This is a genomic window from Desemzia sp. AGC72 (genome assembly GCF_057334175.1).
The window spans coordinates 259,241-279,413 of the sequence record NZ_JBHFIG010000001.1 but is presented as its reverse complement, the minus strand read 5'-3'; the positions used below and the strand labels follow the sequence as shown (position 1 = coordinate 279,413).

Annotated in this window: 19 protein-coding genes; 7 read left to right on the top strand and 12 right to left on the bottom strand. The window is 37.9% G+C overall.

All coding sequences use genetic code 11. The features are described from left to right. Positions 1 to 212 precede the first annotated feature (212 nt). Positions 213 to 1,136: a 1-phosphofructokinase family hexose kinase gene (locus tag ACE025_RS01250; RefSeq protein WP_485936644.1), complete on the top strand. Its 924-nt coding sequence runs from the start codon at positions 213 to 215 to the stop codon at positions 1,134 to 1,136. A 370-nt stretch (positions 1,137 to 1,506) separates the two neighbouring features. Here ACE025_RS01250 and ACE025_RS01245 read toward each other — a convergent pair whose 3' ends face one another. Together ACE025_RS01245 and ACE025_RS01240 are read right to left on the bottom strand one after the other, a co-directional pair. After that, complete coding sequence (locus tag ACE025_RS01245) at positions 1,507 to 2,667, bottom strand: glycerate kinase (RefSeq protein ID WP_485936643.1); 1,161 nt, start codon at positions 2,665 to 2,667, stop codon at positions 1,507 to 1,509. 76 nt (positions 2,668 to 2,743) lie between these two features. Further along, positions 2,744 to 3,466, bottom strand: a complete 723-nt coding sequence (locus ACE025_RS01240) for a GDSL-type esterase/lipase family protein (protein ID WP_485936641.1) — start codon at positions 3,464 to 3,466, stop codon at positions 2,744 to 2,746. A 213-nt stretch (positions 3,467 to 3,679) separates the two neighbouring features. Between ACE025_RS01240 and ACE025_RS01235 the strand changes: the two genes are divergently transcribed. Next, positions 3,680 to 3,853 (top strand): type II toxin-antitoxin system HicA family toxin, encoded by a 174-nt coding sequence (locus tag ACE025_RS01235; RefSeq protein WP_485936639.1) that lies wholly within the window; start codon positions 3,680 to 3,682, stop codon positions 3,851 to 3,853. Positions 3,854 to 3,885: 32 nt separating this feature from the next. Beyond that, positions 3,886 to 4,290, top strand: coding sequence for a type II toxin-antitoxin system HicB family antitoxin (locus ACE025_RS01230; protein ID WP_485936637.1), 405 nt, complete (start codon positions 3,886 to 3,888; stop codon positions 4,288 to 4,290). A gap of 139 nt (positions 4,291 to 4,429) precedes the next feature. Here ACE025_RS01230 and ACE025_RS01225 read toward each other — a convergent pair whose 3' ends face one another. Next, on the bottom strand, positions 4,430 to 4,897 hold the full coding sequence (locus ACE025_RS01225; RefSeq protein ID WP_485936635.1) for a YdcF family protein: 468 nt from the start codon (positions 4,895 to 4,897) through the stop codon (positions 4,430 to 4,432). A 532-nt stretch (positions 4,898 to 5,429) separates the two neighbouring features. On the opposite strand from ACE025_RS01225, the gene ACE025_RS01220 reads away from it, so the two are divergent. Both ACE025_RS01220 and ACE025_RS01215 read left to right on the top strand, forming a co-directional pair. Next, complete coding sequence (locus tag ACE025_RS01220; protein WP_485936633.1) at positions 5,430 to 6,521, top strand: AI-2E family transporter; 1,092 nt, start codon at positions 5,430 to 5,432, stop codon at positions 6,519 to 6,521. A gap of 156 nt (positions 6,522 to 6,677) precedes the next feature. Further along, positions 6,678 to 8,855, top strand: coding sequence for a DNA topoisomerase III (locus ACE025_RS01215; RefSeq protein ID WP_485936631.1), 2,178 nt, complete (start codon positions 6,678 to 6,680; stop codon positions 8,853 to 8,855). Positions 8,856 to 8,947: 92 nt separating this feature from the next. Here ACE025_RS01215 and ACE025_RS01210 read toward each other — a convergent pair whose 3' ends face one another. Genes ACE025_RS01210 through ACE025_RS01195 form a run of 4 tightly spaced genes read right to left on the bottom strand, consistent with a single transcriptional unit; the run spans position 8,948 to position 12,618 of the window. After that, positions 8,948 to 10,153, bottom strand: coding sequence for an ABC transporter permease (locus ACE025_RS01210; protein WP_485936629.1), 1,206 nt, complete (start codon positions 10,151 to 10,153; stop codon positions 8,948 to 8,950). Between the two features lie 4 nt (positions 10,154 to 10,157). After that, the gene (locus tag ACE025_RS01205) at positions 10,158 to 10,832 is read right to left on the bottom strand and encodes an ABC transporter ATP-binding protein (RefSeq protein ID WP_485936627.1); all 675 of its coding nucleotides are present in this window, start codon (positions 10,830 to 10,832) and stop codon (positions 10,158 to 10,160) included. Next, positions 10,825 to 12,063 carry an efflux RND transporter periplasmic adaptor subunit gene (locus tag ACE025_RS01200; RefSeq protein WP_485936625.1) on the bottom strand — a complete coding sequence of 413 codons (1,239 nt, stop codon included), beginning with the start codon at positions 12,061 to 12,063 and terminating at the stop codon, positions 10,825 to 10,827. Before ACE025_RS01200 ends, ACE025_RS01205 begins: the two co-directional genes overlap by 8 nt. A 27-nt stretch (positions 12,064 to 12,090) precedes the next feature. Next, a complete protein-coding gene (locus ACE025_RS01195) occupies positions 12,091 to 12,618 on the bottom strand; it encodes a hypothetical protein (RefSeq protein WP_485936623.1) in 528 nt (175 codons plus the stop codon). 329 nt (positions 12,619 to 12,947) lie between these two features. Here ACE025_RS01195 and ACE025_RS01190 point away from each other — a divergent pair, with 329 nt between their 5' ends. Together ACE025_RS01190 and ACE025_RS01185 are read left to right on the top strand one after the other, a co-directional pair. After that, a complete protein-coding gene (locus ACE025_RS01190; protein ID WP_485936621.1) occupies positions 12,948 to 13,496 on the top strand; it encodes a GNAT family N-acetyltransferase in 549 nt (182 codons plus the stop codon). 30 nt (positions 13,497 to 13,526) lie between these two features. Beyond that, positions 13,527 to 14,105 carry a GNAT family N-acetyltransferase gene (locus tag ACE025_RS01185; protein WP_485936619.1) on the top strand — a complete coding sequence of 193 codons (579 nt, stop codon included), beginning with the start codon at positions 13,527 to 13,529 and terminating at the stop codon, positions 14,103 to 14,105. Positions 14,106 to 14,266: 161 nt separating this feature from the next. Here ACE025_RS01185 and licT read toward each other — a convergent pair whose 3' ends face one another. From licT to ACE025_RS01160, 5 genes are all read right to left on the bottom strand, one after another. Continuing rightward, the gene (licT, locus tag ACE025_RS01180; protein WP_485936617.1) at positions 14,267 to 15,109 is read right to left on the bottom strand and encodes a BglG family transcription antiterminator LicT; all 843 of its coding nucleotides are present in this window, start codon (positions 15,107 to 15,109) and stop codon (positions 14,267 to 14,269) included. Positions 15,110 to 15,146: 37 nt separating this feature from the next. Beyond that, the gene (locus tag ACE025_RS01175; protein ID WP_485936615.1) at positions 15,147 to 16,613 is read right to left on the bottom strand and encodes a glycoside hydrolase family 1 protein; all 1,467 of its coding nucleotides are present in this window, start codon (positions 16,611 to 16,613) and stop codon (positions 15,147 to 15,149) included. Between the two features lie 61 nt (positions 16,614 to 16,674). Then, the gene (locus ACE025_RS01170) at positions 16,675 to 18,519 is read right to left on the bottom strand and encodes a beta-glucoside-specific PTS transporter subunit IIABC (protein ID WP_485936613.1); all 1,845 of its coding nucleotides are present in this window, start codon (positions 18,517 to 18,519) and stop codon (positions 16,675 to 16,677) included. Positions 18,520 to 18,698: 179 nt separating this feature from the next. Then, positions 18,699 to 18,905 (bottom strand): hypothetical protein, encoded by a 207-nt coding sequence (locus ACE025_RS01165; protein WP_485936611.1) that lies wholly within the window; start codon positions 18,903 to 18,905, stop codon positions 18,699 to 18,701. A 236-nt stretch (positions 18,906 to 19,141) separates the two neighbouring features. Next, positions 19,142 to 20,128 carry a glycosyltransferase family 2 protein gene (locus tag ACE025_RS01160; RefSeq protein WP_485936609.1) on the bottom strand — a complete coding sequence of 329 codons (987 nt, stop codon included), beginning with the start codon at positions 20,126 to 20,128 and terminating at the stop codon, positions 19,142 to 19,144. Positions 20,129 to 20,173: the final 45 nt, after the last annotated feature.

The window sequence follows — 20,173 nt, the reverse complement described above, 5'->3', positions numbered from 1 at the left end:
GCCATTATTGCACATGAAACAGCTCTTTTTCCTAAATCAACCTGAACCATCATATACCAAACTGCCCATCAAGTAAATAAAAAATGATGGACTTTGCTTGATGAAAGCCTTATCTTTCAAGCTTTCGGTCGTGGAGGACATATCATACTGGATAGAAGTAGGATAAGTGCTACAATAACTGCAGAAACATCCATATGAAAGGGGCTATCCACATGATTTATACTATTACCTTGAATCCCACCATTGATCGGTTGTTATTTCTCGAAGGCACTCTCACCAAAGGAAAAAATAATCGTCTGCGCAAAGTGACTTACGATATTGGCGGCAAAGGACATCATGGTTCTAACGCCATGAACCAGCTAGGTGTCAAGAATCAAGCGCTCGGATTTTCAGGAACCACCAATGCCGGAAAATTGGAAAACATTCTATTGGACAAAGGCATAGACTACGATTTTGTGGAAGTATACGGCAAGGCTACTCGAGAAAGCTACGTCATTCTCGAAGAAGGAATCGGCGGCAGCATCTTGATTACAGAAAGAGGCTTTACTGTTACGGATTACGATATCGAATTGCTGTACGAAAAAGTCGAGCAAAAAGTCCAACAAGATGACATGGTCTTGATTGCTGGTTCTATCCCTCCCGGATTTGATTTGAGCGATTTAGAAGAGTTGCTGGAGCGGTTAAAGAAAATTGGGTGTTTTATTGCGTGCGATCTTTCGGGGGAAGCTTTGAAGAAAGCTGTTGAAGCAGGTGTCGATTTCATCAAACCGAATCGATTTGAAGTCCAAGAATTAGTTCCTTCTGACGACAACTTTTTAGATCATATCAAAGAGCTGTCTGAAAAAATTGATTATTTGATCGTGTCTCTTGGAAAAGACGGCAGTATTTGCAGTCATGCTGGTGAAATTTATGAGGTCAGCACTCCTCCAGTGGAACTGGTCAACGATACAGGCGCCGGTGATTGCTTTGTCGGAACATTTTTAGGCAGTCTTTCTCTTAACCAACCGCTGACAGAATGCTTGTCTCTAGCCAGTGCGTGCGCAGCCGATCATGTACAATACAACGACAGTTCAACTTTCGATATCAATAATGCTCGTGAATTACAGAAAGTCGTTACGGTCAAAAAAATCAACTAAAGAAATAAGTATTTGATCAGCAAACCGATCAATATCCATAAAACAATGGAGATCAAAAAGCCGTTTGCAAATCCAATGAAGGTTCTTTTCTGTTCCATAGCGCGCCTCCTTTACAAATGTGACCTGTTTGTATTCTAAGAGTATAGTTTGTGGTATGAATGTTTTAAGCGGATGATTAGAAGTGTTGGTAGTGTTTTTGATAATTTGAATGATACTGGGTGGTACTCGGTGAGTTTTACAAATGAAGGAAAGTGGGTAATGCATTGATGTAGTTTTAATATAGCACAAGTCTGTTTAAGAATAAAAAAGAAACTATTTTATTATTTATTTCTTTGATTTAGTTCGGAATAAAACTGAAAAACCATCAAGGTTAATGCTCCCTTGATGGTTTTTCAGCAGTTCTGCTTATTTTGATGACACTTGCTATATTAGCCGCTGTTGCTTTCAAATTTTCATACCCTTTTTCAAGAACCTCATCAAGAGAACTCAATTCAGTCAGGATACTAAATACCGCATCGATTCCCTCTTCATGGACGCTTTCGTATCCTTTCGAGAGCATCCCAGCTATAGCAATCACAGGAACGCCATGTTTTTTAGCAATTCTTGAAACGGCAACCGGTGTTTTCCCAAAAATCGTCTGATGATTGATGCCGCCTTCTCCAGTAATTACCAAGTCAGCCTGTTTGATCTGCTCTTCCAATCCCAGCATCTCCACCAGCAAATCGCCGCCACGTTCCAAATCAGCATCCATAAAAGCCAACAGACCTGCCCCCAGACCACCCGCTGCACCTGCTCCCGGGACTTGATCAATGTCTTTTCCAAGCGATCTCTTAATCACTTGCGCGTAATGAGCTAAATGGCTGTCTAACAATTTAATTTGCTCTGGTGTTCCGCCTTTTTGCGGTCCATAAATATGCGAAGCACCATTTTTCCCGATCAACGGATTGTCGACGTCGCAAGCCACTTTGATCACAACTTCTTTAAGGCGAGGGTGCAATCCCGAAATATCGATACTTTTCAATTTGCCCAGACCCTGTCCGTCAGCTGAAATCGAGGCATTATTTTCATCTAACAGCTTTCCGCCCATACTCATGACCATTCCGGCCCCGCCATCATTGGTCGCACTTCCTCCGATACCTAATAAAATCTCTTCCACGCCTTCTTCAAGCGCATCGCAAATTAGTTCTCCAAAACCATATGTCGTTGTCACTAAAAGATTGCGTTTTTCCATAGGGACCTTGTCTAACCCGGAAGCCGCAGCCATTTCAATCACCGCTATTTTTTTATCTCCCGACAATCCGTAAAAAGCTTCCACCGGCTCGTACAAAGGACCGGTTACCGTTACAGATTTGATCGAACCGCCAGTCGCATCTACAATAGACTGGACAGTCCCTTCCCCTCCGTCTGCCATGGGGATTTTATAATAACTTTCATGTGGCAAGACTGAAGCAAAACCTTCTTCAATAGCTCTGGCCGCTTCCATCGCCGTTAAACTTTCTTTGAATGAATCTGGTGCAATCACAATGTTCATCTACCTGACCTCACTTTCTACACTAAATAAAAAGGCCTCAGAATCTTTATCAAAAAGTCTTGAGGCCATTCTTTACTTAGTCTTTTACATACTCCTCAATCTCACTCAACCAAACCTCGTAGCCTTCTTTGCTCAAATGCAATCCATCAACGGAATACTCTTCAGCCAATTCGTTGCCAAACTGTTCTGCAACATTCAAGAAAGTCACACCTTCTAATTGAACCAAATTTTTATTCAACTTGGCTACAGTCTCATTGATCGGTTTGCTTCGTTTGTATTGATTGTTCTCATACAAATCTCCAGCTACAGGAAAGACGCTTTGCACATAAATCTGTGTTTCTGGGTTCGCTTCTTTTATAGCAGCGATAATCTCTTGATAATTTTTCTCAATGGTCTCTACAGGAATATCTTGTTGGATATCATTGATGCCAATCAACAAAAACACTTTTTTGGGATTCAATTCGGTCACTTGATCGATTCGTTTCAATAAACCGCCTGATGTATCGCCGCTGACCCCTCTATTGGCGACCGTTATGCCTTCAAAATACTCGCCCCATTCGAAGTAATCCGTCTGACTATCTCCAGCAAACACCACTTCTTTAGATTGCTTGTCTCCAAGCTCAAAATTGTCTTGCTTGATTTCAACGATTGGGTCTACTTTAGGCTGATCCGCTGAGACTTTACTTGGTCCATTTGCCAAATACACCCAACCACCTTGATTTAAAAAAATAATCATTCCGGCTATAATAACAGCCACATTCAAAAATAGTGAAACTCTAAACACATTCTTCTTCGACAAACTAATTTCCTCCAATTCAAATCTTCTCTACTATAGTAACGCAGGAATGTTGATACTGCTAGGATTTAGCTTGATAAGAATTTAGTATACCCTAGCTGGATAACCAACCAGTTTACTCCTTTAATAAAAATTATTTATTTTTCTATTACTTACTTATTGATTAGTACGTATTAAACACGTATAATTAATCTGTAGAAAGGAGTTTAGGAAAATGTGAAGACGCGAGATTTAATCAAGCTTTTCGAGGAAAACGGTTGGTGGTTTGTAAAACATGGTAGTAACCATGATATTTATACAAATGGCAAAGCAAAAGAACAAATTGTTCGCCACAAAGAAACCAATGAACGTCTTGCAAAAGCACTCATTAAGAAGCATGGGCTTAAATAGCCCATTGCTTCATTGAAAGAAAGGTGAAAAAAATGATAGATAATAAAACATATATTTATCCTATTTATATAACAATTGATAGTGAACAAGAATTCCCCTATTTTGTTGAAATACCTGATATGGAAGGCTATACGCAGGGCAAAGACTTAGCAGAAGCTATCACAATGGCTCGAGATTATATCGGCTTTGCAGGTGTTGACAAATTAGAAAATGGAGAACCACTTCCACTACCAGATCAACTTAAATATAATAAAAATGATGCTCAAATAAAAACTCTAGTGGATATAAATTTCAAAAAATATAAAGCACAGCATGATAATAAAGTCGTCAAAAAAACTCTCACAATTCCTAACTACCTAAATGAACTCGGTAATGAACAAGGTATCAATTTTTCATTAACTCTTACAGAAGCGTTAAAAGAAAAACTAGGTGTTTAAAAATAAAATTTTTTATTATATATAAAAAACTGTCTTCTACTTTAGGAGACAGTTTTTTTTGTAAACTGATGCTAATCCATTTCAAAAATAAAAAATTGCATCATCTCATCAACATGTAATCCCGGTCAACACCAGAAAATTACACATCAATAAAATGATACAATCCCAATAAATAGCCCCAATATTTCCAAAACTCTTTCTTAGCAACTTCTTTTAATTCCTCGCCTGCTTCATCCCATGGAACAAGCTGACCATCAACAACTTGATAAGCCGCCACAAAAGTCAGCTCAAAGTCATAGTCACGATTGACGCGTTCATAAATCATTTTCGTGCGCAGCATGTGATAATCCGAAGACGTGACAATAGCCGAATCAAATCCGCTTTCCTCCATGATTTCTAGCGTATGAACCGCATTTTCATACGTGCTGGTAGCTTCAGTCTCAGGAATAATTTGCTCAAGTTCAACACCAAATTCTTCATAGATTTCTGCATTAGTGTCTACCATAGGTGAAATAATAATTTTATTGGAACGGCTATAGCCTTCGTGTAACAGCTCAGAAGCCTTATTCGCTCTGATATATTCTTGCCCCTCTGGTACAATAATCACGTCCGACAGTGCAGGCTTCTCATCAACAATAAGTTTATTTAGAATAATCGGATAACTCACACCAAGACCCAGGCAAATAAACAGGATAATACTTATAAAGATTCTTCTTTTTTTCATTCAGTTCTCCTCAAATAAGTATTTTAAGTTGAATCTTATATTAAACAAAAGGTTCACATCAAGCAACTGATTGAACAATCAAATAATAAAGGATGAAAATCAGAGCTCTTGAAAAACCAAGATGTTCTAAAGAAGAACAGAAGCAGGATAAACAATGTCAGAGCGTATTGAAATAACTGAAATTATTGGATACATTGTAGATTGAATAACTTATAATAGAGTTATCAAATGAATTCTTTGATTAATTATCTGCTGCTCATTCAAAAAAACCAGCTCTATATTGATCTAGCAGGACAATCCCCTTATTCTTCTAGATAATTGAATAATCACTGTTTAATTCTTATCAGATTCAATTATGACTTAATTCACACAAGATTATACTTAATAACACTATCTTAAGAAGGAGCACTATTTTATGAATACTTTTAAATCTTCAAAATTACTATTTTGGACACTGTGGATTTTAGCCGTTGTTCTAATTGTTTACTACGCAACTCAAATAAGCTTTGTTTTCCAACCCATATTTGTTTTGTTTTCGACATTGTTTATCCCAGTTTTAAGTGCAGGATTTTTATTTTACTTGTTGAATCCTTTAATCAATCTCATTGAAAAATTAAAAATCAAACGCAGTTTCGCTATTCTCTTAGTCATGGTTTTATTTCTTAGTGGAGCTGCTATTTTTATCATCAGCATGGTTCCTCTACTTATGAATCAGCTATCCGACCTAATTGATAATATCCCTACTATTATTTCTGATATTGAAGCTCAAACTAAAGACCTTGCCTTTTTATCTTCATTGGACAATGTTAATGTAGAAGAATCTTTGAATCAATTAAACATTTCTTTGAACGCTTTATCCAAATCATTTTTATTTAATATCACATCCAGCATCAGTTCGATAATTGGAAAACTGGCTAACCTAACCATTGTCTTGATTACAATCCCAATTATTTTGTTTTATATGTTCCATGACGGTAAAAAATTACAACTATCTGTTACCCACCTATTTCCTGATAAGTATCAAAAACATGTTTTTGAATTGTTGCATCTGACAAATGAGGTGATTACCGCTTATATCAGTGGAAAAGGATTAGCAAGTATCGTCGTTGCTGTATTACTCTATTTTGGCTTTTTACTCATTGGAGTTCCTTACACGTTATTATTAGCTATTATTAATGGGTTCACCAATCTTATTCCTTATGTTGGTCCTTTTATCGGTGGTGTGCCTGCAGTCATTGTGGCCTTAACTATTTCTCCGACAGCAGCTATCTTAACAACCTTGCTCATACTCATTGTTCAACAATTAGATGCTAATTTACTGACACCAAAGTTTGTCGGAAAATCTTTAGCTATTCACCCCTTAACGATTATTATCATTTTATTAGTAGCAGGAAAGATGCTGGGAATTGTTGGAATCATTTTTGGAGTTCCAGCTTTTGCTGTCATTAAAACAGTCATCGCTTACCTTAAAAATACTCGAAGCGCTGTAAAACAACAAACCATGTAACGTATAAGAATTTAATTTCGAAAGGAAGCCTAGTCACCACTAATAGGCTTTTTTTGATAGAATATATTTAAGATTAAACACGCCTTTGAATCCAATACCCTATTCACCGATTATGCTATACTAGGTAAATAAGTAAAATACCAAAGGAGTTCTAACATGAAAAGTTTAGTTTTAGCAGAGAAGCCGTCTGTGGGACGCGACATTGCTCGTGTGCTTGGCAGTACCAAAAAAGGGAAAGGCTACTTTGAAGGAGATCAATACATTGTGACTTGGGCGCTGGGACATTTGGTGACCTTAGCTGACCCTGAGACCTATGACCAAAAGTACAAAACGTGGAATTTGAACGATTTGCCGATGTTGCCGAACGACATGAAGTTGACGGTCATCCGTAATTCCGGAAGCCAGTTCAATGCAGTCAAATCTCAATTGAAGCGTAAAGACGTGTCGGAAATCATTATCGCTACAGATGCTGGACGTGAAGGAGAATTGGTGGCGCGCTGGATCATCGAGAAAGCCAATGTCAACAAGCCGATGAAGCGTTTGTGGATTTCGTCTATCACCGACAAGGCGATCAAAGAAGGTTTCAAGAATTTGAAGCCGGCTAAAAATTACGAGAACCTGTTCCAAGCAGCTGTGGCTCGTTCAGAAGCAGACTGGTACATCGGATTGAATGCCAGCCGTGCGTTGACGACCAAATACAATGCCCAACTGAATTGCGGACGCGTACAAACGCCTGTTGTGCAGATTATTGCGCAGCGCGAGGAAGAGATCAACCAGTTCAAACCAAAGACGTTCTATGGGGCGGAAGCTGCTACAGATCACTCATTGAAACTCATTTGGCAAGACGCACAATCTAATGATACAAAAACATTTGATCAACAAAAGATCCAACAAGTTGTGAAGCATACTGAAGGCAAAAACGCTGTGGTGACCGATGTAGTGAAAAAACCGAAGAAGACTTTTTCACCTGCATTATACGATTTAACGGAATTGCAACGTGATGCGTATCAAGCTTTCGGGTATTCTGCGAAAGAAACCTTAAACATCATGCAGACCTTATATGAACAATACAAAATTCTGACTTATCCAAGGACTGACTCGCGTTATTTGACGAGTGACATTGTTCCTACGTTGAAAGATCGGATCAAAGTCAGTGCTCACGGAGAATACAAAGCAATCGCTAAAACGCTATTGAACCAGCCGATAAAAGCTCAAGTTTCATTCGTGAACGATCAAAAAGTTTCGGATCACCATGCAATCATCCCGACCGAACAAGTCGTTCCATTGCAAAAACTATCTGCAAAAGAACGCCACATCTATAATTTGGTCGTGAAACGATTCTTCGCTGTCTTGTTGCCTGCTCACGAATACGAACAGTTTACGTTGACCGCGACGATAGGAGAAGAACGCTTTACAGCAAAAGGAAAAACAGTTACCAAAATGGGGTGGAAAGAAGCGACCATGAGTGCGGACGCTAAAGAAGACAGTTCAGGCGAATCCTTGTCTTCTATTAAAGTTGGCGACACATTGAACATTTCTTACGTCAATGAAACCACTGGTCAAACAAAAGCACCAGCTTACTTCAACGAAGCTACTTTGCTGACAGCCATGGAAAACCCTGGTCAATACATGGATCATAAAGACAAAGCATTGACTCAAACCTTGAAAGCCACAGGCGGACTTGGAACGGTTGCGACTCGAGCAGACATCATTGACAAATTGTTCAAGTCGTTCTTGATCGAGAAAAAAGGCAACAACATCCATGTCACGTCAAAAGGAAAACAGCTATTAGAGTTAGTTCCAGCAGATCTTAGATCACCAGAACTGACAGGCGAATGGGAACAAAAGTTAGAAGCTATTGCCAAAGGAAACTTGAAGAAGGAACAATTCGTGGAAGACATCAAAAAATTCACTAAAGAATTGGTCACTGAGATCAAACAAACCGACGGCAAATTCCGACACGAAAATCTGTCGACCAAAACTTGTCCTGACTGCGGCAAACCAATGTTGGAAGTTAACGGCAAAAAAGGCAAAATGCTGGTCTGCCAAGACCGCGAATGCGGCTACCGCAAAAACGTTTCTCGTCAATCGAATGCCCGTTGCCCGAATTGTATGAAAAAAATGTCACTCAGCGGCGAAGGAGACGGTCAAATCTTTACCTGTTCATGCGGATACCGCGAAAAATTGTCCGCGTTCAAGAAACGCCGCGACCAATCCGGATCTGGAAAAGCCGACAAACGAACCGTTCAGAAATACTTGAAGAAACAAACGAAAGAAGAACCTGAAGATAATGGATTGTTTGATGCATTGAAGGGTTTGAAGTTTGAGGATTAAAGATCTATAAATAACAGAACACCCCTATTTGATGACAACAAACTGTCTCAAATAGGGGTGTTTCTTTTCTAGTGGTTCTACTGTTTTACCAACTAGATAATATCAATGATTTCCTTCTTACTGGCTGCATTAGCGGGTGCATAACTGAACACTAATCCGACTAATGAAGAAACACCTAACGAAATCAATACAGTCGCTAAATCGACTCCAACAGAAAACGGCAATAACGCTGCCGCGATAGAAGAAAATAACAGGCCTAATAAGTAGCCGATTACTCCGCCGATACTTGTCATTAATACGCCTTCTAATACGAACTGAGCCCGGATACTGCTTTGAGAAGCACCTAAGGCACGTCGAATCCCAATTTCTTTCGTACGCTCAGAAACGGATATGTACATCATATTCATTACACCAATTCCCGCAATAAATAAAGAAATACCCGCTACACTAGCAATAAATAACGTGATCCCGCCTAAAACTTCTGAAATACCATCATCCAGAGCTGACATATCAAAATACTCATATGTTCCCATAGTCCTCATCGTTCCTTCTTCTTCAAGCAGCATAACCGTTTCATCAGCTACATCTGAAGGCAGAGCACCTCTTTCTAACGTTACGACCATAGTATTGTTCATCATCTCTTCATTATGATAACGCTTATAGCTGTTAGACGGAAGCTCAATCTCTTCTGAAAGAAATCCTCCTAACAGCCCTGATGAATCCAATTCACTTTCATAAACTCCAACGATCGTATACAATTGACCACTTAAGTCAATTCCTCGCCCAACGGCTTCCGCTTCTGTTTCAAATTGATCTTCTACCAAAGAAAAGGGAATAACCACTACACGGCTTTCATTTAGGTTGTCTAGCCTATCAATTGGCCTTCCAGCAATAACAGGTCTTCCTGTGTCTTCTGTCATGACCACATCTAAGTACGTTTCTTCGCCTTCTAATATAGTCGTTACGGAAGCAAAACTCATATCCTCTTTTTGGACCTCTGCTTCTTGAACACCTGGAATATTCTGTACCATCTGCAAATCCATTTCAGAAAAGAACGGATCATTCGTCTCGAACATCCAATCCATATCTTCTGCTGAAAATTGAACATCGACCGTCAATAATTCCCCTTCATCTGGGTTTAGAGACTTTACCACATAGTTTTCAAATCCTCGCCCAATAGACATGATGGTACTAACGGCAGCAATCCCAATGATGATTCCAATCATCGTTAAGAAACTTCTTTTTTTATTTTTCCATAAGGAGTTCCAAGAACCTTTAAAAAACACTAATGGATTCATGTACTCACCTCACTTTTTCGTTCAATTTGCCATCATGCATATGAACCACTCGATTACAAAAATGCACTGTTTCCGGATCATGTGTCACCAAAATAATGGTCACACCTTCTTCTTGGTTCAATTGCTTAAAAACGTTCATGATGTCATTGGACGTTTTGGTATCTAACGCACCGGTCGGCTCATCAGCAATGATAAAATCGGGATTGTTGATGATCGCTCTGGCAATGGCTGCTCTTTGCTGCTGGCCACCTGATAATTGCTTAGGCAATTTATTTCCTTTATCCCCGATGCCTAGTTTCTCTAGTAGTTCATCGACTCTTTTCTTTGTTTGACGGTAATTCCATCCGTCATAAAGCAGCGGCAACTCAACGTTTTCTCGGATCGTCAAGGTTTCAATCAAATTGAACTGCTGAAAGACGAATCCCACACGTTGATTCCTCAGTTTTGACAAATCATTATCTGATTTAGACGTAATGATCTCGTTTTCTAAATAATAGTTGCCCAAATACTTGCGATCAACGAATCCGATCAAGTTCAGCAAGGTTGATTTTCCTGAGCCGGACGGTCCCATTATAGCGAGAAAATCTCCTTTGTGGACTTCTAAATCAATATTTTTCAAAACAGGTATCCATTCATTATCTGCTTTATAAGCTTTTCTGATTTTTTCCAGCTTAATCATACATCACCATAATTTCGTCACCATCTAAAAGAGCAGGATCAGGGTTTATTAAGACTTCTTCGTCAGCTTCAAGTCCAGATTCTATGACATAGAGATTGCTTTTCTCTGTAACGACTACTTCTCGTTTTTCAACAATTCCATCTTTGTTTAGGTAAACCATTGCTTTACCTTCTTCTTCGATTACTGCATTTTGCGGAAGATACATTACCCCTTCACTGTATCCGATTTGAACCGAAAAACCATACTGAATGGATTCTTCTGGAAGGACTGTAAAATGGTAGCGAGAAGAAGAGGTTCCTTCAGCTTCCGCCTGCATTGGCAATGAATCGATTTTTGAAATTTTCCCTTTCAACTCACGGTCAGAATTCAGTAAATAGATATCGACAGGGCTATCTACTGAAAGCTTATTGTAGTCATACTCTGAAACGGACGATTCGATTTTCAAGTTGTTCGACATCAAACGTACAATAGGTTGTTCGCTTGATTGCATCTTGCTCGGATCAACTCCGCTCAATTCAACGACACCTTTAAAGTCTGCTTGAATAGTTGTAGAAATTTCTTTTTTTAGTTTCTCAACTTCATAGGCGATATCTTCCATTTGTATTTCTAATTCATCCATCGCCATTTCTGCCCCTTCAATCGCAGCTTCTGCCTCCGCTTTATCGGCTTCAGCTTCCATCAATTGATTTTGAGCTTTTTCGGCTTCAGGACTGAGCATCAACTCTTCTTCACTAACATCGTTGGAAGCCTGAGTTTGTCGATTGCTTTCTTCAATATTCCCATTTGCTGTAGCCAATGCTTTCTTTGCATTTGCCAATTCTGTTTCTGCTTCAGCGTATCTCTGAGTTAAACGATCATACTGACGATTTTGCTCATCCAACAGCTGCTGGTTTTCTTCATTTCGATAAGTAAATAGTTCTGTCCCTTCTTCTACTTCTTGACCATTTTCAACAAGAATCTCAGCGATCAGACCCTTTGAAGCATCGTAATATTCTTCTTGAACTTCAGCAGCTTGAACTTTCCCATCAAATAAAATAGGATCTTCTTCTCTTACAATATGAACCGAATAAGATAGTTCAGATTCGCTTCCATTTTTTGACCTTTGAAAAAATTGAGCTATCAAAATAATCATGGCGATAATTACAATGATGCCTATGGTTAAAAGAGCTCTTTTATCTCCGATACGCTGTAAAAATGAACGATTCGTTTTTTCTTTGTTTGTCTTTTTCAATATTATTTATCCCACTTTCTAATAGACTCATAAACCGTTAACAAACCTTAGAGCAGCAACACTCAAAATAATGTTTAAAACCAAAAACACTATTTGTACAATAATAGCCGCTTTTTTTACAGATTTGTTCTTTTCCTCACCTGAAAAGTAGAAGAAAAGAAACAATACCGCCGTCAAAACACTGATCAGCATGCTGAAGATAAAGTTCCCTTGGAAACCAAATTGTTGTACCAGCAAATTCAAGCCTACAGTAATGGTATTCGTATAAAAAACAGCAGACCAAATGTCGTATTTATAAACTTCTGTTTCTTTCGAGATCCACTGAATCGGAAATTTTGTAAATATGTACTTTAACCCAGCTCCAATAAACGCAAATAGTAAACTTGAAACAATCCCGACAGTACCAGCTATTGCTAGTATTTCTGGATCTGAACCTAACTCTTCTTCTAATGCAAGAGTAGTGTAAACTCCTGATAGTAAAGAAACCACCGCAAAAAGCACAGCTGCTCCAACTGGAAATTTCTTAGACTGCTTTATTTCGATATCTTGATTCATGTTCTATTCCTCCACTTACGTCCCTGTGTATTTTCATTCTAGATAAATAATTATGTAATGACTTAACTAACCTTGTCTCTCCCTTTCTAAACTCTATATTCGTTATCTTTTTAAAGACCAGTAGCGTCTTAATTGTACTAATTAAAATTGTAACAAACTACATATAAAATAACAATGTGAATAGTAAGTTGAATTAAGACGCAACCGATATAGAATTTTATGATAAAATGAGAATTATCTTATTTAAGAATATAGTACGCTATTATTAAATAGGACAGCTATTTAAACTTGTGCTAGTAAAATTCTTTTCGGAATAGGAAGGTGTTAAAATGAATATTGTAGATGAAATCGTCATTTCTCCACTAAAAGAAGGATTAATTGAAGACATTAATAAAACAAATGACTCTTTTAAAGTGTTTGGTAAAGTTATACCTAGTTTTCAATCAGGAAAGTGGTCCTTTGAAGAAAAGTTATTTGATGAAACTAAAGATATTCAATTCCCAGATGATGAACTTGATTGGATCGAGTATATAGACAGTGAAGATAAAGCTCTTTTTTTAGCTTATAAAAACGATGATTGCATTGGACAAATTAGAATCATTAAAGATTGGAATCGCTTCTGTTATATCGAAAATATCGCTACGAAAGAAGACTTTAGAGGGCACGGCATCGGAAGTTTACTCCTAACTAAAGCAGAAGAATGGGCAAAAGAAAGAAACCTTATTGGAATATCTCTAGAGGCCCAAGATGATAATTTAGGGGCTTGCAGATTTTACGTGAAACAGGGATTCGTATTAGGAGGAGTCGACACCTTAAAACAATCTTCTAATCCACAAATAGATGCCACTTTGTACTGGTATAAACTTTTTAAGCAGTAAATATACTCAATAAGAAAACGAGGTGCTCCTATGTTAGATAAATCAATTCCTTACGCAGAAATTTGGATGTATCGCGAGCGAGAACTTCCAGTCGTTGAAAAAACTCTGCCTGAAGGGTTTCACTTTAAGCTTTACCAAGAAGGTGATGAACTGGAATGGGCAGCTATTGAAACAGCTGTGTCGGAGTTTGACGATGAGAAAAAAGCGATGGACTATTTTAATGAAAAGTTTGCGCCATACCCTCAGGAGTTGAAACAGCGAATGTTGTTTGTCATAGATCCTTCGGAAGAAAAAGTCGGCACTTGTTCTGCTTGGTGGAAAGAAACGCCTGATGGAAGCCGTTATCCGTTGGTCCACTGGGTCGCTGTAAAACCTGATTATCAAGGAAAAGGTATCGCAAAAGCGATGATGACTCAGACTCTCAAGCTGCTGCAAAATCTAGAAACTACTTCTCCTATTTATTTGCACACGCAAACTTGGAGCCATCCAGCTATCCGTTTATACCAAACATTAGGCTTTGAAATAACGGATAAAAATTTAGATGGCAGTCCAAATTCAGAATATGATAAAGCAATAGCTGTTTTAGCCGAAATAGAATCATTAACATGAATTAATGCATCAAATATCAGCTCTCTCTACTCAAACAAGGCTTTAGTCTAAAATCTGACTAAAGCCTTGGTGTTAATTTCTTTTAATTAATAAGTTTTTCTCCGTTTGCTTTCAAATAAAAATCTTTGGTTGAAAGCAATCTCTTTTTTGCGGGCAAGGTCTCACCCATTAGCATGCTTCATCAACCGATTGATGTGAACACCTAAGTATACAACTTCATCATTTGGTATTGTTGTATGATATACTTTTTCAATATAAGCTTTGATCTTTACTGCATTTTCCATTGCAGCTGGATATAAAATCCACATTTGGTTATAGAACTCTTCTTCACCATCGTCCAATAAAGAATTAGAAAAATATCTTTCTACAAAGAACCGCACATGGGTAATAAACCGAGCATAATGAATCGAATTTGTATCAATATCTTTCTGCAAAGAGTATCTAACCATATTAACGATTCCGCCAATCATTTTTGCGTACTTGAATCCAACGCCACTGTCAGGATCTTCAGATTGTGCATTAATCAAATGGAATGCAATGTTTGAAGCTTCCTCTTTAGGAAGATCAATCCCGTATTGATCGTTTAAAATAACAAGAGCATGTTTCCCAATTTGAAATTCTTTAGGGTAGTAACTTTTTATTTCCCAGTATAATCGATTTGCTATATTTACTCCCTTTTGAGCACGCTCAACTGCAAAATGCACATGGTCAGTCAACGTTAAATATACGCCCGGATTTAATTTTTTCCCTAGTTCTTTTTCTGCTTCAGAAACAATAATCCGAGTAATTTCAAAGAATTCAATGGGTATTTCTTCTACTAGCTCTAATATTTGCGCAGATTTCTTTTCCTCAAAAGGCAGAAATGTTTTATCCACTTTATCCCCTGATATTACATCACCAGTTTTCCTGCCAAAGCCTATGCCTTTACCTAAAACAATCATTTCTTTGCCATTTTCTTCAACCAATACCACACTTGAATTCAAGACTTTTTTTATTGAAATCACTCATTATCCCCCTAACGTTAGGCTAAAAAGAACGGGACTACTTAAACAAAGATGCACCGTTAGTTTCAATGACTTCCTTGTACCAGTTAAACGAATCTTTTTTCAAGCGTCGATATGTTCCATTGCCTTCATCATCTGCATCCACGTAAATAAATCCATATCGTTTAGACATTTGAGAAGTACCCGCGCTGACTAAATCGATTGGTCCCCAACTTGTATAGGCAATCAAATCTACCCCTTCATCGATTGCTTCTTTCATTTGTTGGAAGTGTGCTTTGAAATAATCAATACGATAAGAATCATGAATTTCACCATTATCTATCTTATCAACCGCTCCCATCCCATTTTCCACGATCATCAAAGGTACTTGGTAACGGTCGTATAGTTCTATCAATGAAATTTTCAACCCTTTGGGATCAATTTGCCATCCCCAATCTGTTGATGGTAGATAAGGGTTTTTCACTCCTAAAACAGTATTTCCTGGTGTCCGTTCTGCATTTGGATCGGCAGATTCTGCCATAGACATGTAATAACTGAAAGAAAGAAAGTCTACTGTATATTTCTTTAAAATCTCTCGGTCCCCTTCTTCCATTTTAATCTGTATCCCTCGATTTTCCAAATCTTTTTCGATTCTGGCAGGATAATTTCCTTTGACTTGAACATCTGCGTAAAAATTGTTTTCTAAGTTTTTTTTCAATGTCAACTCAACGTCTTCTGGTGAACAAGTCAATGGATATGTCATCAATTTTGTTAACATACACCCTACTTGGCTCCCAGGTATTTTTTCATGAGCATCTTTCGTCACCAATGCACTGGCAACAAATTGATGATGTAATGCTTGGTACACATCTTGTTCTTCTTGTCCTTTAGCACTTTTTTCATTAATGATACCAGCTGTTGTAAAAGGATGGCGATGAATACTATCGACTTCATTAAATGTAAGCCAATATTTCACATACTTTCCAAATCGATCAAAACATACATTAGAGAAACGAACAAAATCATCCACTACTCGACGACTAACCCAACCATTGTATTTCACAGCTAAAGATAAAGGCATTTCATAGTGAGACAATGTAACAATTGGCTCAATTTTTAGACGCTTCATTTCTTTGAAGACATTCTCATAAAAAGCAATACCTTTTTCGTTAGGTTCCATTTCTTCTCCAGTAGGAAATAGACGCGTCCAAGCAATAGAGAGACGAAGCGTTTTAAAGCCCATTTCAGCAAATAAAGCTAAGTCTTCCTTGTAATGGTGGTAAAAGTCGATACCTCTTCTTTTTGGATACCATTTATCAGTTTTCGCTTCTATTGCTTCTTCAATAGATTGCAGTGTTACATGCATATGCGCGGAATAATCTTTATTGTCTACATTTGGTTTATAGGTAGCGACATCTGCCACAGATAGACCCTTACCGTCTACATTCCAAGCTCCTTCTACTTGATTTGCAGCGAGCGCGCCGCCCCATAAAAATCCTTTTGGAAAAGTCATTGAATTTGTCATGAATTTAGTCTCCTTTATTTTTAAAACATTCTATTTCTATTTTTTCCCTTATCCCATTTTCTTAAACTAATGGACTGATGGTTAAAATATCATTTTCATTGGTTACTAATTTTTCTATATTAAATGAATTGATAGTATAATTATCCTTATTTGTTACGACACAGATGACTGTCGGATCAAATCCTGCTTCTTTGATACTATTAATGTCAAACGTGATCAGTTTTTGTCCTTTTACTACTTTTTCCCCCGTTTGTACAAACGCCTCAAAACTTTTCCCCTCTAATTTGACAGTATCAATACCAATATGAAAAAGAAGTTCCGCTCCATTTTTTGTTTTTAGTCCAACAGCATGATTCGTTTCAAATACCATCGTGATTTCTCCATCTTCTGGAGCTACTAATACCCCTTCTTCAGGAATAATGGCCACCCCTTCACCTACCATGCCGCTTGAAAAAACATCATCTTTCACTTCAGACAGAGAAATGACTTTTCCATTCACTGGACTTGAAAGAATAGAATCTGAAATAATCGTTGGTTCTACTAAAGTTTCCTCATTTTCAATCGTTGCTTTGTCTTTATAAATAACTAAAGTTGCAGCAAATGCAACAACAAATGAAATACCCAAAGTAGCAAATGCCCATACTAAATTCATTGAATTGGCTTTGTCAGCAAACATCGTGATACTCGCGATTCCTGGCCCAACAAGTGCGAATGCTTGAAGTGCCACAATTCCTGCAAATGCTCCACCAATTAGACTAGAAAACATAACAGCATACAGGACACGTTTATGCAGAATGGTCACCCCATAAAGAGCTGGTTCGGTAATTCCGAATAGCGCGGATATACCTGCAGAAACAGCTGTAGACTTCAGTCTTTTATCTTTTGTTTTGATACTGACCGCAAAACAGGCTCCAGCTTCTGAGATATTATGCGCTAATGACGCTGGAAGATACAGTAGTTCTGCTCCTAATTCGCTCATGGATGAAACAGCATAAGGAATCATGGCTTTATGCATTCCAGTCACAACCATTAATGGCAGCACTGCTGCTAATGCTCCAGTGGCTACCCATCCGAACTGATTGTATAGAGAAACAATAATGGATGAGAACGCTGTACCCACATTATAGCCTAGAGGGCCTAATAATAATAAAGCAATCGGAACTGATATTAACAAACTCATCATTGGTACAAAGAAAATACGGATAGGTTTTGGTGAAACTTTTGTAAACCATTTTTCTACTTGTGCATAAAATAAAACTGTTAGAATTGCTGGGAATACTTGAGAAGCATAAGCTATATTGTTGAGTCCAAATGAAAGGAACGTAGCTCCTTCAGCCAGCATGGTTGTCATTTCAGGAAGTATTAATGCACCAACTGCAGATACCGCCACCAATTGACTGACTTTCAGTTTATTAGCTGTAGTCATTGCTACCAGAATAGGCAAGAAATAAAGAGGTGCTCCACCTATAAGATTTAAAATTTGATAGGTTTGGGATTGGTCACTGATCAAGCCTAAAATAGATGCCAGCAGCAATAATGATTTCAGTACTCCTCCACCTGCAATAGCAGGAATTAAAGGCTGGAAAATAGAAATGACAAAATCTAATAAAATTGACCCTAATTTTTGTTTTTGTTTAGGACCATCACCAGTATATGAAAGGCTGTCACCTAATAAAGCTTTTACTTCATTGTAAACTTCCACAACATCATTTCCAATAATCACTTGGCATTGAACATTTTGTCGAACACCGATAACACCATCCACTTTTTCTAACTGACTCATGTTCACTTTGCTGTTGTCTTTTAATGTAAAACGTAAACGAGTTGAGCAGTGCTCTAGATGAGAGACATTTTCTTTCCCTCCAATGTATTGCACAACTTCTTCTGCTGTTTGTCTGTAATTCATGACGTTTCCCTCTTTTCTTTTTTGAGTGATGAATTTTTGAGTCGAAGTGGCCATCCTCAACACAAAAACAGGCAGAATCTAAATAAATTGATAACAAAGAAAATACGTAATAAAACGCATACATTGTTATTCAACTTATTTAGGTCCTGCCTGCACTACCAGTCACATGCCTGTTTAAGTTATAAATAATTTACCACATCAAAATGTAAACGTAAACAAAAAAATGCGATTTTAATCATTTTCTCACTTATGATGTACCACGAAACTTCATACTGGTCTGCTGAGCTTCTTTGAGTAGGCAACTTTCCATCTGTATAATGATCTTGATAGACTTTACTTAATACATCTTGAACTACACACTCACGTTTTTTCATGTTAATATTCACTCTTCATTTTACTTTTTGCTCTATTTTAACTCTCCCGATCTTCTATTTAGTACACGATTGATGATAACGTTTATATTTTTTTATATCCGACAAATCGAATGAAAAACTGCCGCATACTTAATTATACAAAATTCTTTATCTTATTTTCTATGATCAAAAATTACTGGAACCTTCTTCTAACCAACAAAATCGGTCAATCCCACTCACCATTGAGTAGCCCTGACCGGTTTTATTGTTTATACTCCCATCTTTTTCTTCTGCCTTTTGCTGTTAAAATAGCCCGTATAAAGTCTTCTAAAACGGAGTTTCAGTTTTGATTTGTAGTAAAAAGTATTGATGAGTTCTTTTGTGAGGTCTGCTTTTTTGATCTTTGCAAATTCTTTTTTGAAGCTTAAAAAAGTTTCAGTGCGTTCTAAGTAGTTTTGAATTTGCGGGACTTTGATGAGCTGGTAATAATAATGCAAAAACTTGATATTGCTGAAAAAAGAGCGGTCATACTGTCCATTTTGCTGGTAGAACATTTCGGCATCTTCCAGACTTATTATCACATCCAGCATTTTTGAACCATAAGAGTGGCTGATGCTTCCAGAACGCACCCGATAGTAATAGGCCCAATCTTTAACCACGATCGGATTCGCCGCAAAAAGCAGCGCTTTTAAGTAAAAATTCAAGTCTTGAGCCACTCTCACATCCGCAAATTGGATTCCATTTCCCTTAATTATACTTGCTCGATACAGTTTATTCCCTGGAAAAGGCGGGATCAATGATAACTGTTGCTTAGTAGCTTTACCATCCAAAGAAATACTCAATTCCTCAATAAAACTGCTCTCACCGATCCATTTTCCTGCCTCACTTATAAACTGGTATTGTCCGATGACTAAATCGCTGTCGTACCGCAGACTCGCTGATACCATTTTTTCGATGGCCGTTTCAGGCAAATAGTCATCTGAATCCATGAAATAAAGGAACTCTCCAACAGATGCTTCACACCCGGCATTTCTAGCTGTTGGTGCTCCTTGCTGCGCTTGGAAAATAGAGCTGATTCGCGAATCTTTCTGTTCTGATGCCTCTATGAGCTCTCTTGATTTATCTGTTGACCCATCATCGACTAAAATGATTTCCAGCTGTTTGTACGTCTGCTTGATAATCGACTGGATCCCTTGTTCCAAATATCTTTCTGCATTGTAAATCGGCATAATGATTGAAACAGTTTTATTTTCCATAAAGTTCGACTTCCTCTTATCCATAGAGTGAAAAGCTGGCGTAAC

Bases quoted from the DNA above. Each gene is read 5' to 3' on its own strand.
- ACE025_RS01250 (WP_485936644.1), top strand. From the start codon at position 213: ATGATTTATACTATTACCTTGAATCCCACCATTGATCGGTTGTTATTT.
- ACE025_RS01245 (WP_485936643.1), bottom strand. From the start codon at position 2,667: ATGAACATTGTGATTGCACCAGATTCATTCAAAGAAAGTTTAACGGCG.
- ACE025_RS01230 (WP_485936637.1), top strand. From the start codon at position 3,886: ATGATAGATAATAAAACATATATTTATCCTATTTATATAACAATTGAT.
- ACE025_RS01220 (WP_485936633.1), top strand. From the start codon at position 5,430: ATGAATACTTTTAAATCTTCAAAATTACTATTTTGGACACTGTGGATT.
- ACE025_RS01215 (WP_485936631.1), top strand. From the start codon at position 6,678: ATGAAAAGTTTAGTTTTAGCAGAGAAGCCGTCTGTGGGACGCGACATT.
- ACE025_RS01210 (WP_485936629.1), bottom strand. From the start codon at position 10,153: ATGAATCCATTAGTGTTTTTTAAAGGTTCTTGGAACTCCTTATGGAAA.
- ACE025_RS01205 (WP_485936627.1), bottom strand. From the start codon at position 10,832: ATGATTAAGCTGGAAAAAATCAGAAAAGCTTATAAAGCAGATAATGAA.
- ACE025_RS01195 (WP_485936623.1), bottom strand. From the start codon at position 12,618: ATGAATCAAGATATCGAAATAAAGCAGTCTAAGAAATTTCCAGTTGGA.
- ACE025_RS01190 (WP_485936621.1), top strand. From the start codon at position 12,948: ATGAATATTGTAGATGAAATCGTCATTTCTCCACTAAAAGAAGGATTA.
- ACE025_RS01185 (WP_485936619.1), top strand. From the start codon at position 13,527: ATGTTAGATAAATCAATTCCTTACGCAGAAATTTGGATGTATCGCGAG.
- ACE025_RS01175 (WP_485936615.1), bottom strand. From the start codon at position 16,613: ATGACAAATTCAATGACTTTTCCAAAAGGATTTTTATGGGGCGGCGCG.
- ACE025_RS01170 (WP_485936613.1), bottom strand. From the start codon at position 18,519: ATGAATTACAGACAAACAGCAGAAGAAGTTGTGCAATACATTGGAGGG.
- ACE025_RS01160 (WP_485936609.1), bottom strand. From the start codon at position 20,128: ATGGAAAATAAAACTGTTTCAATCATTATGCCGATTTACAATGCAGAA.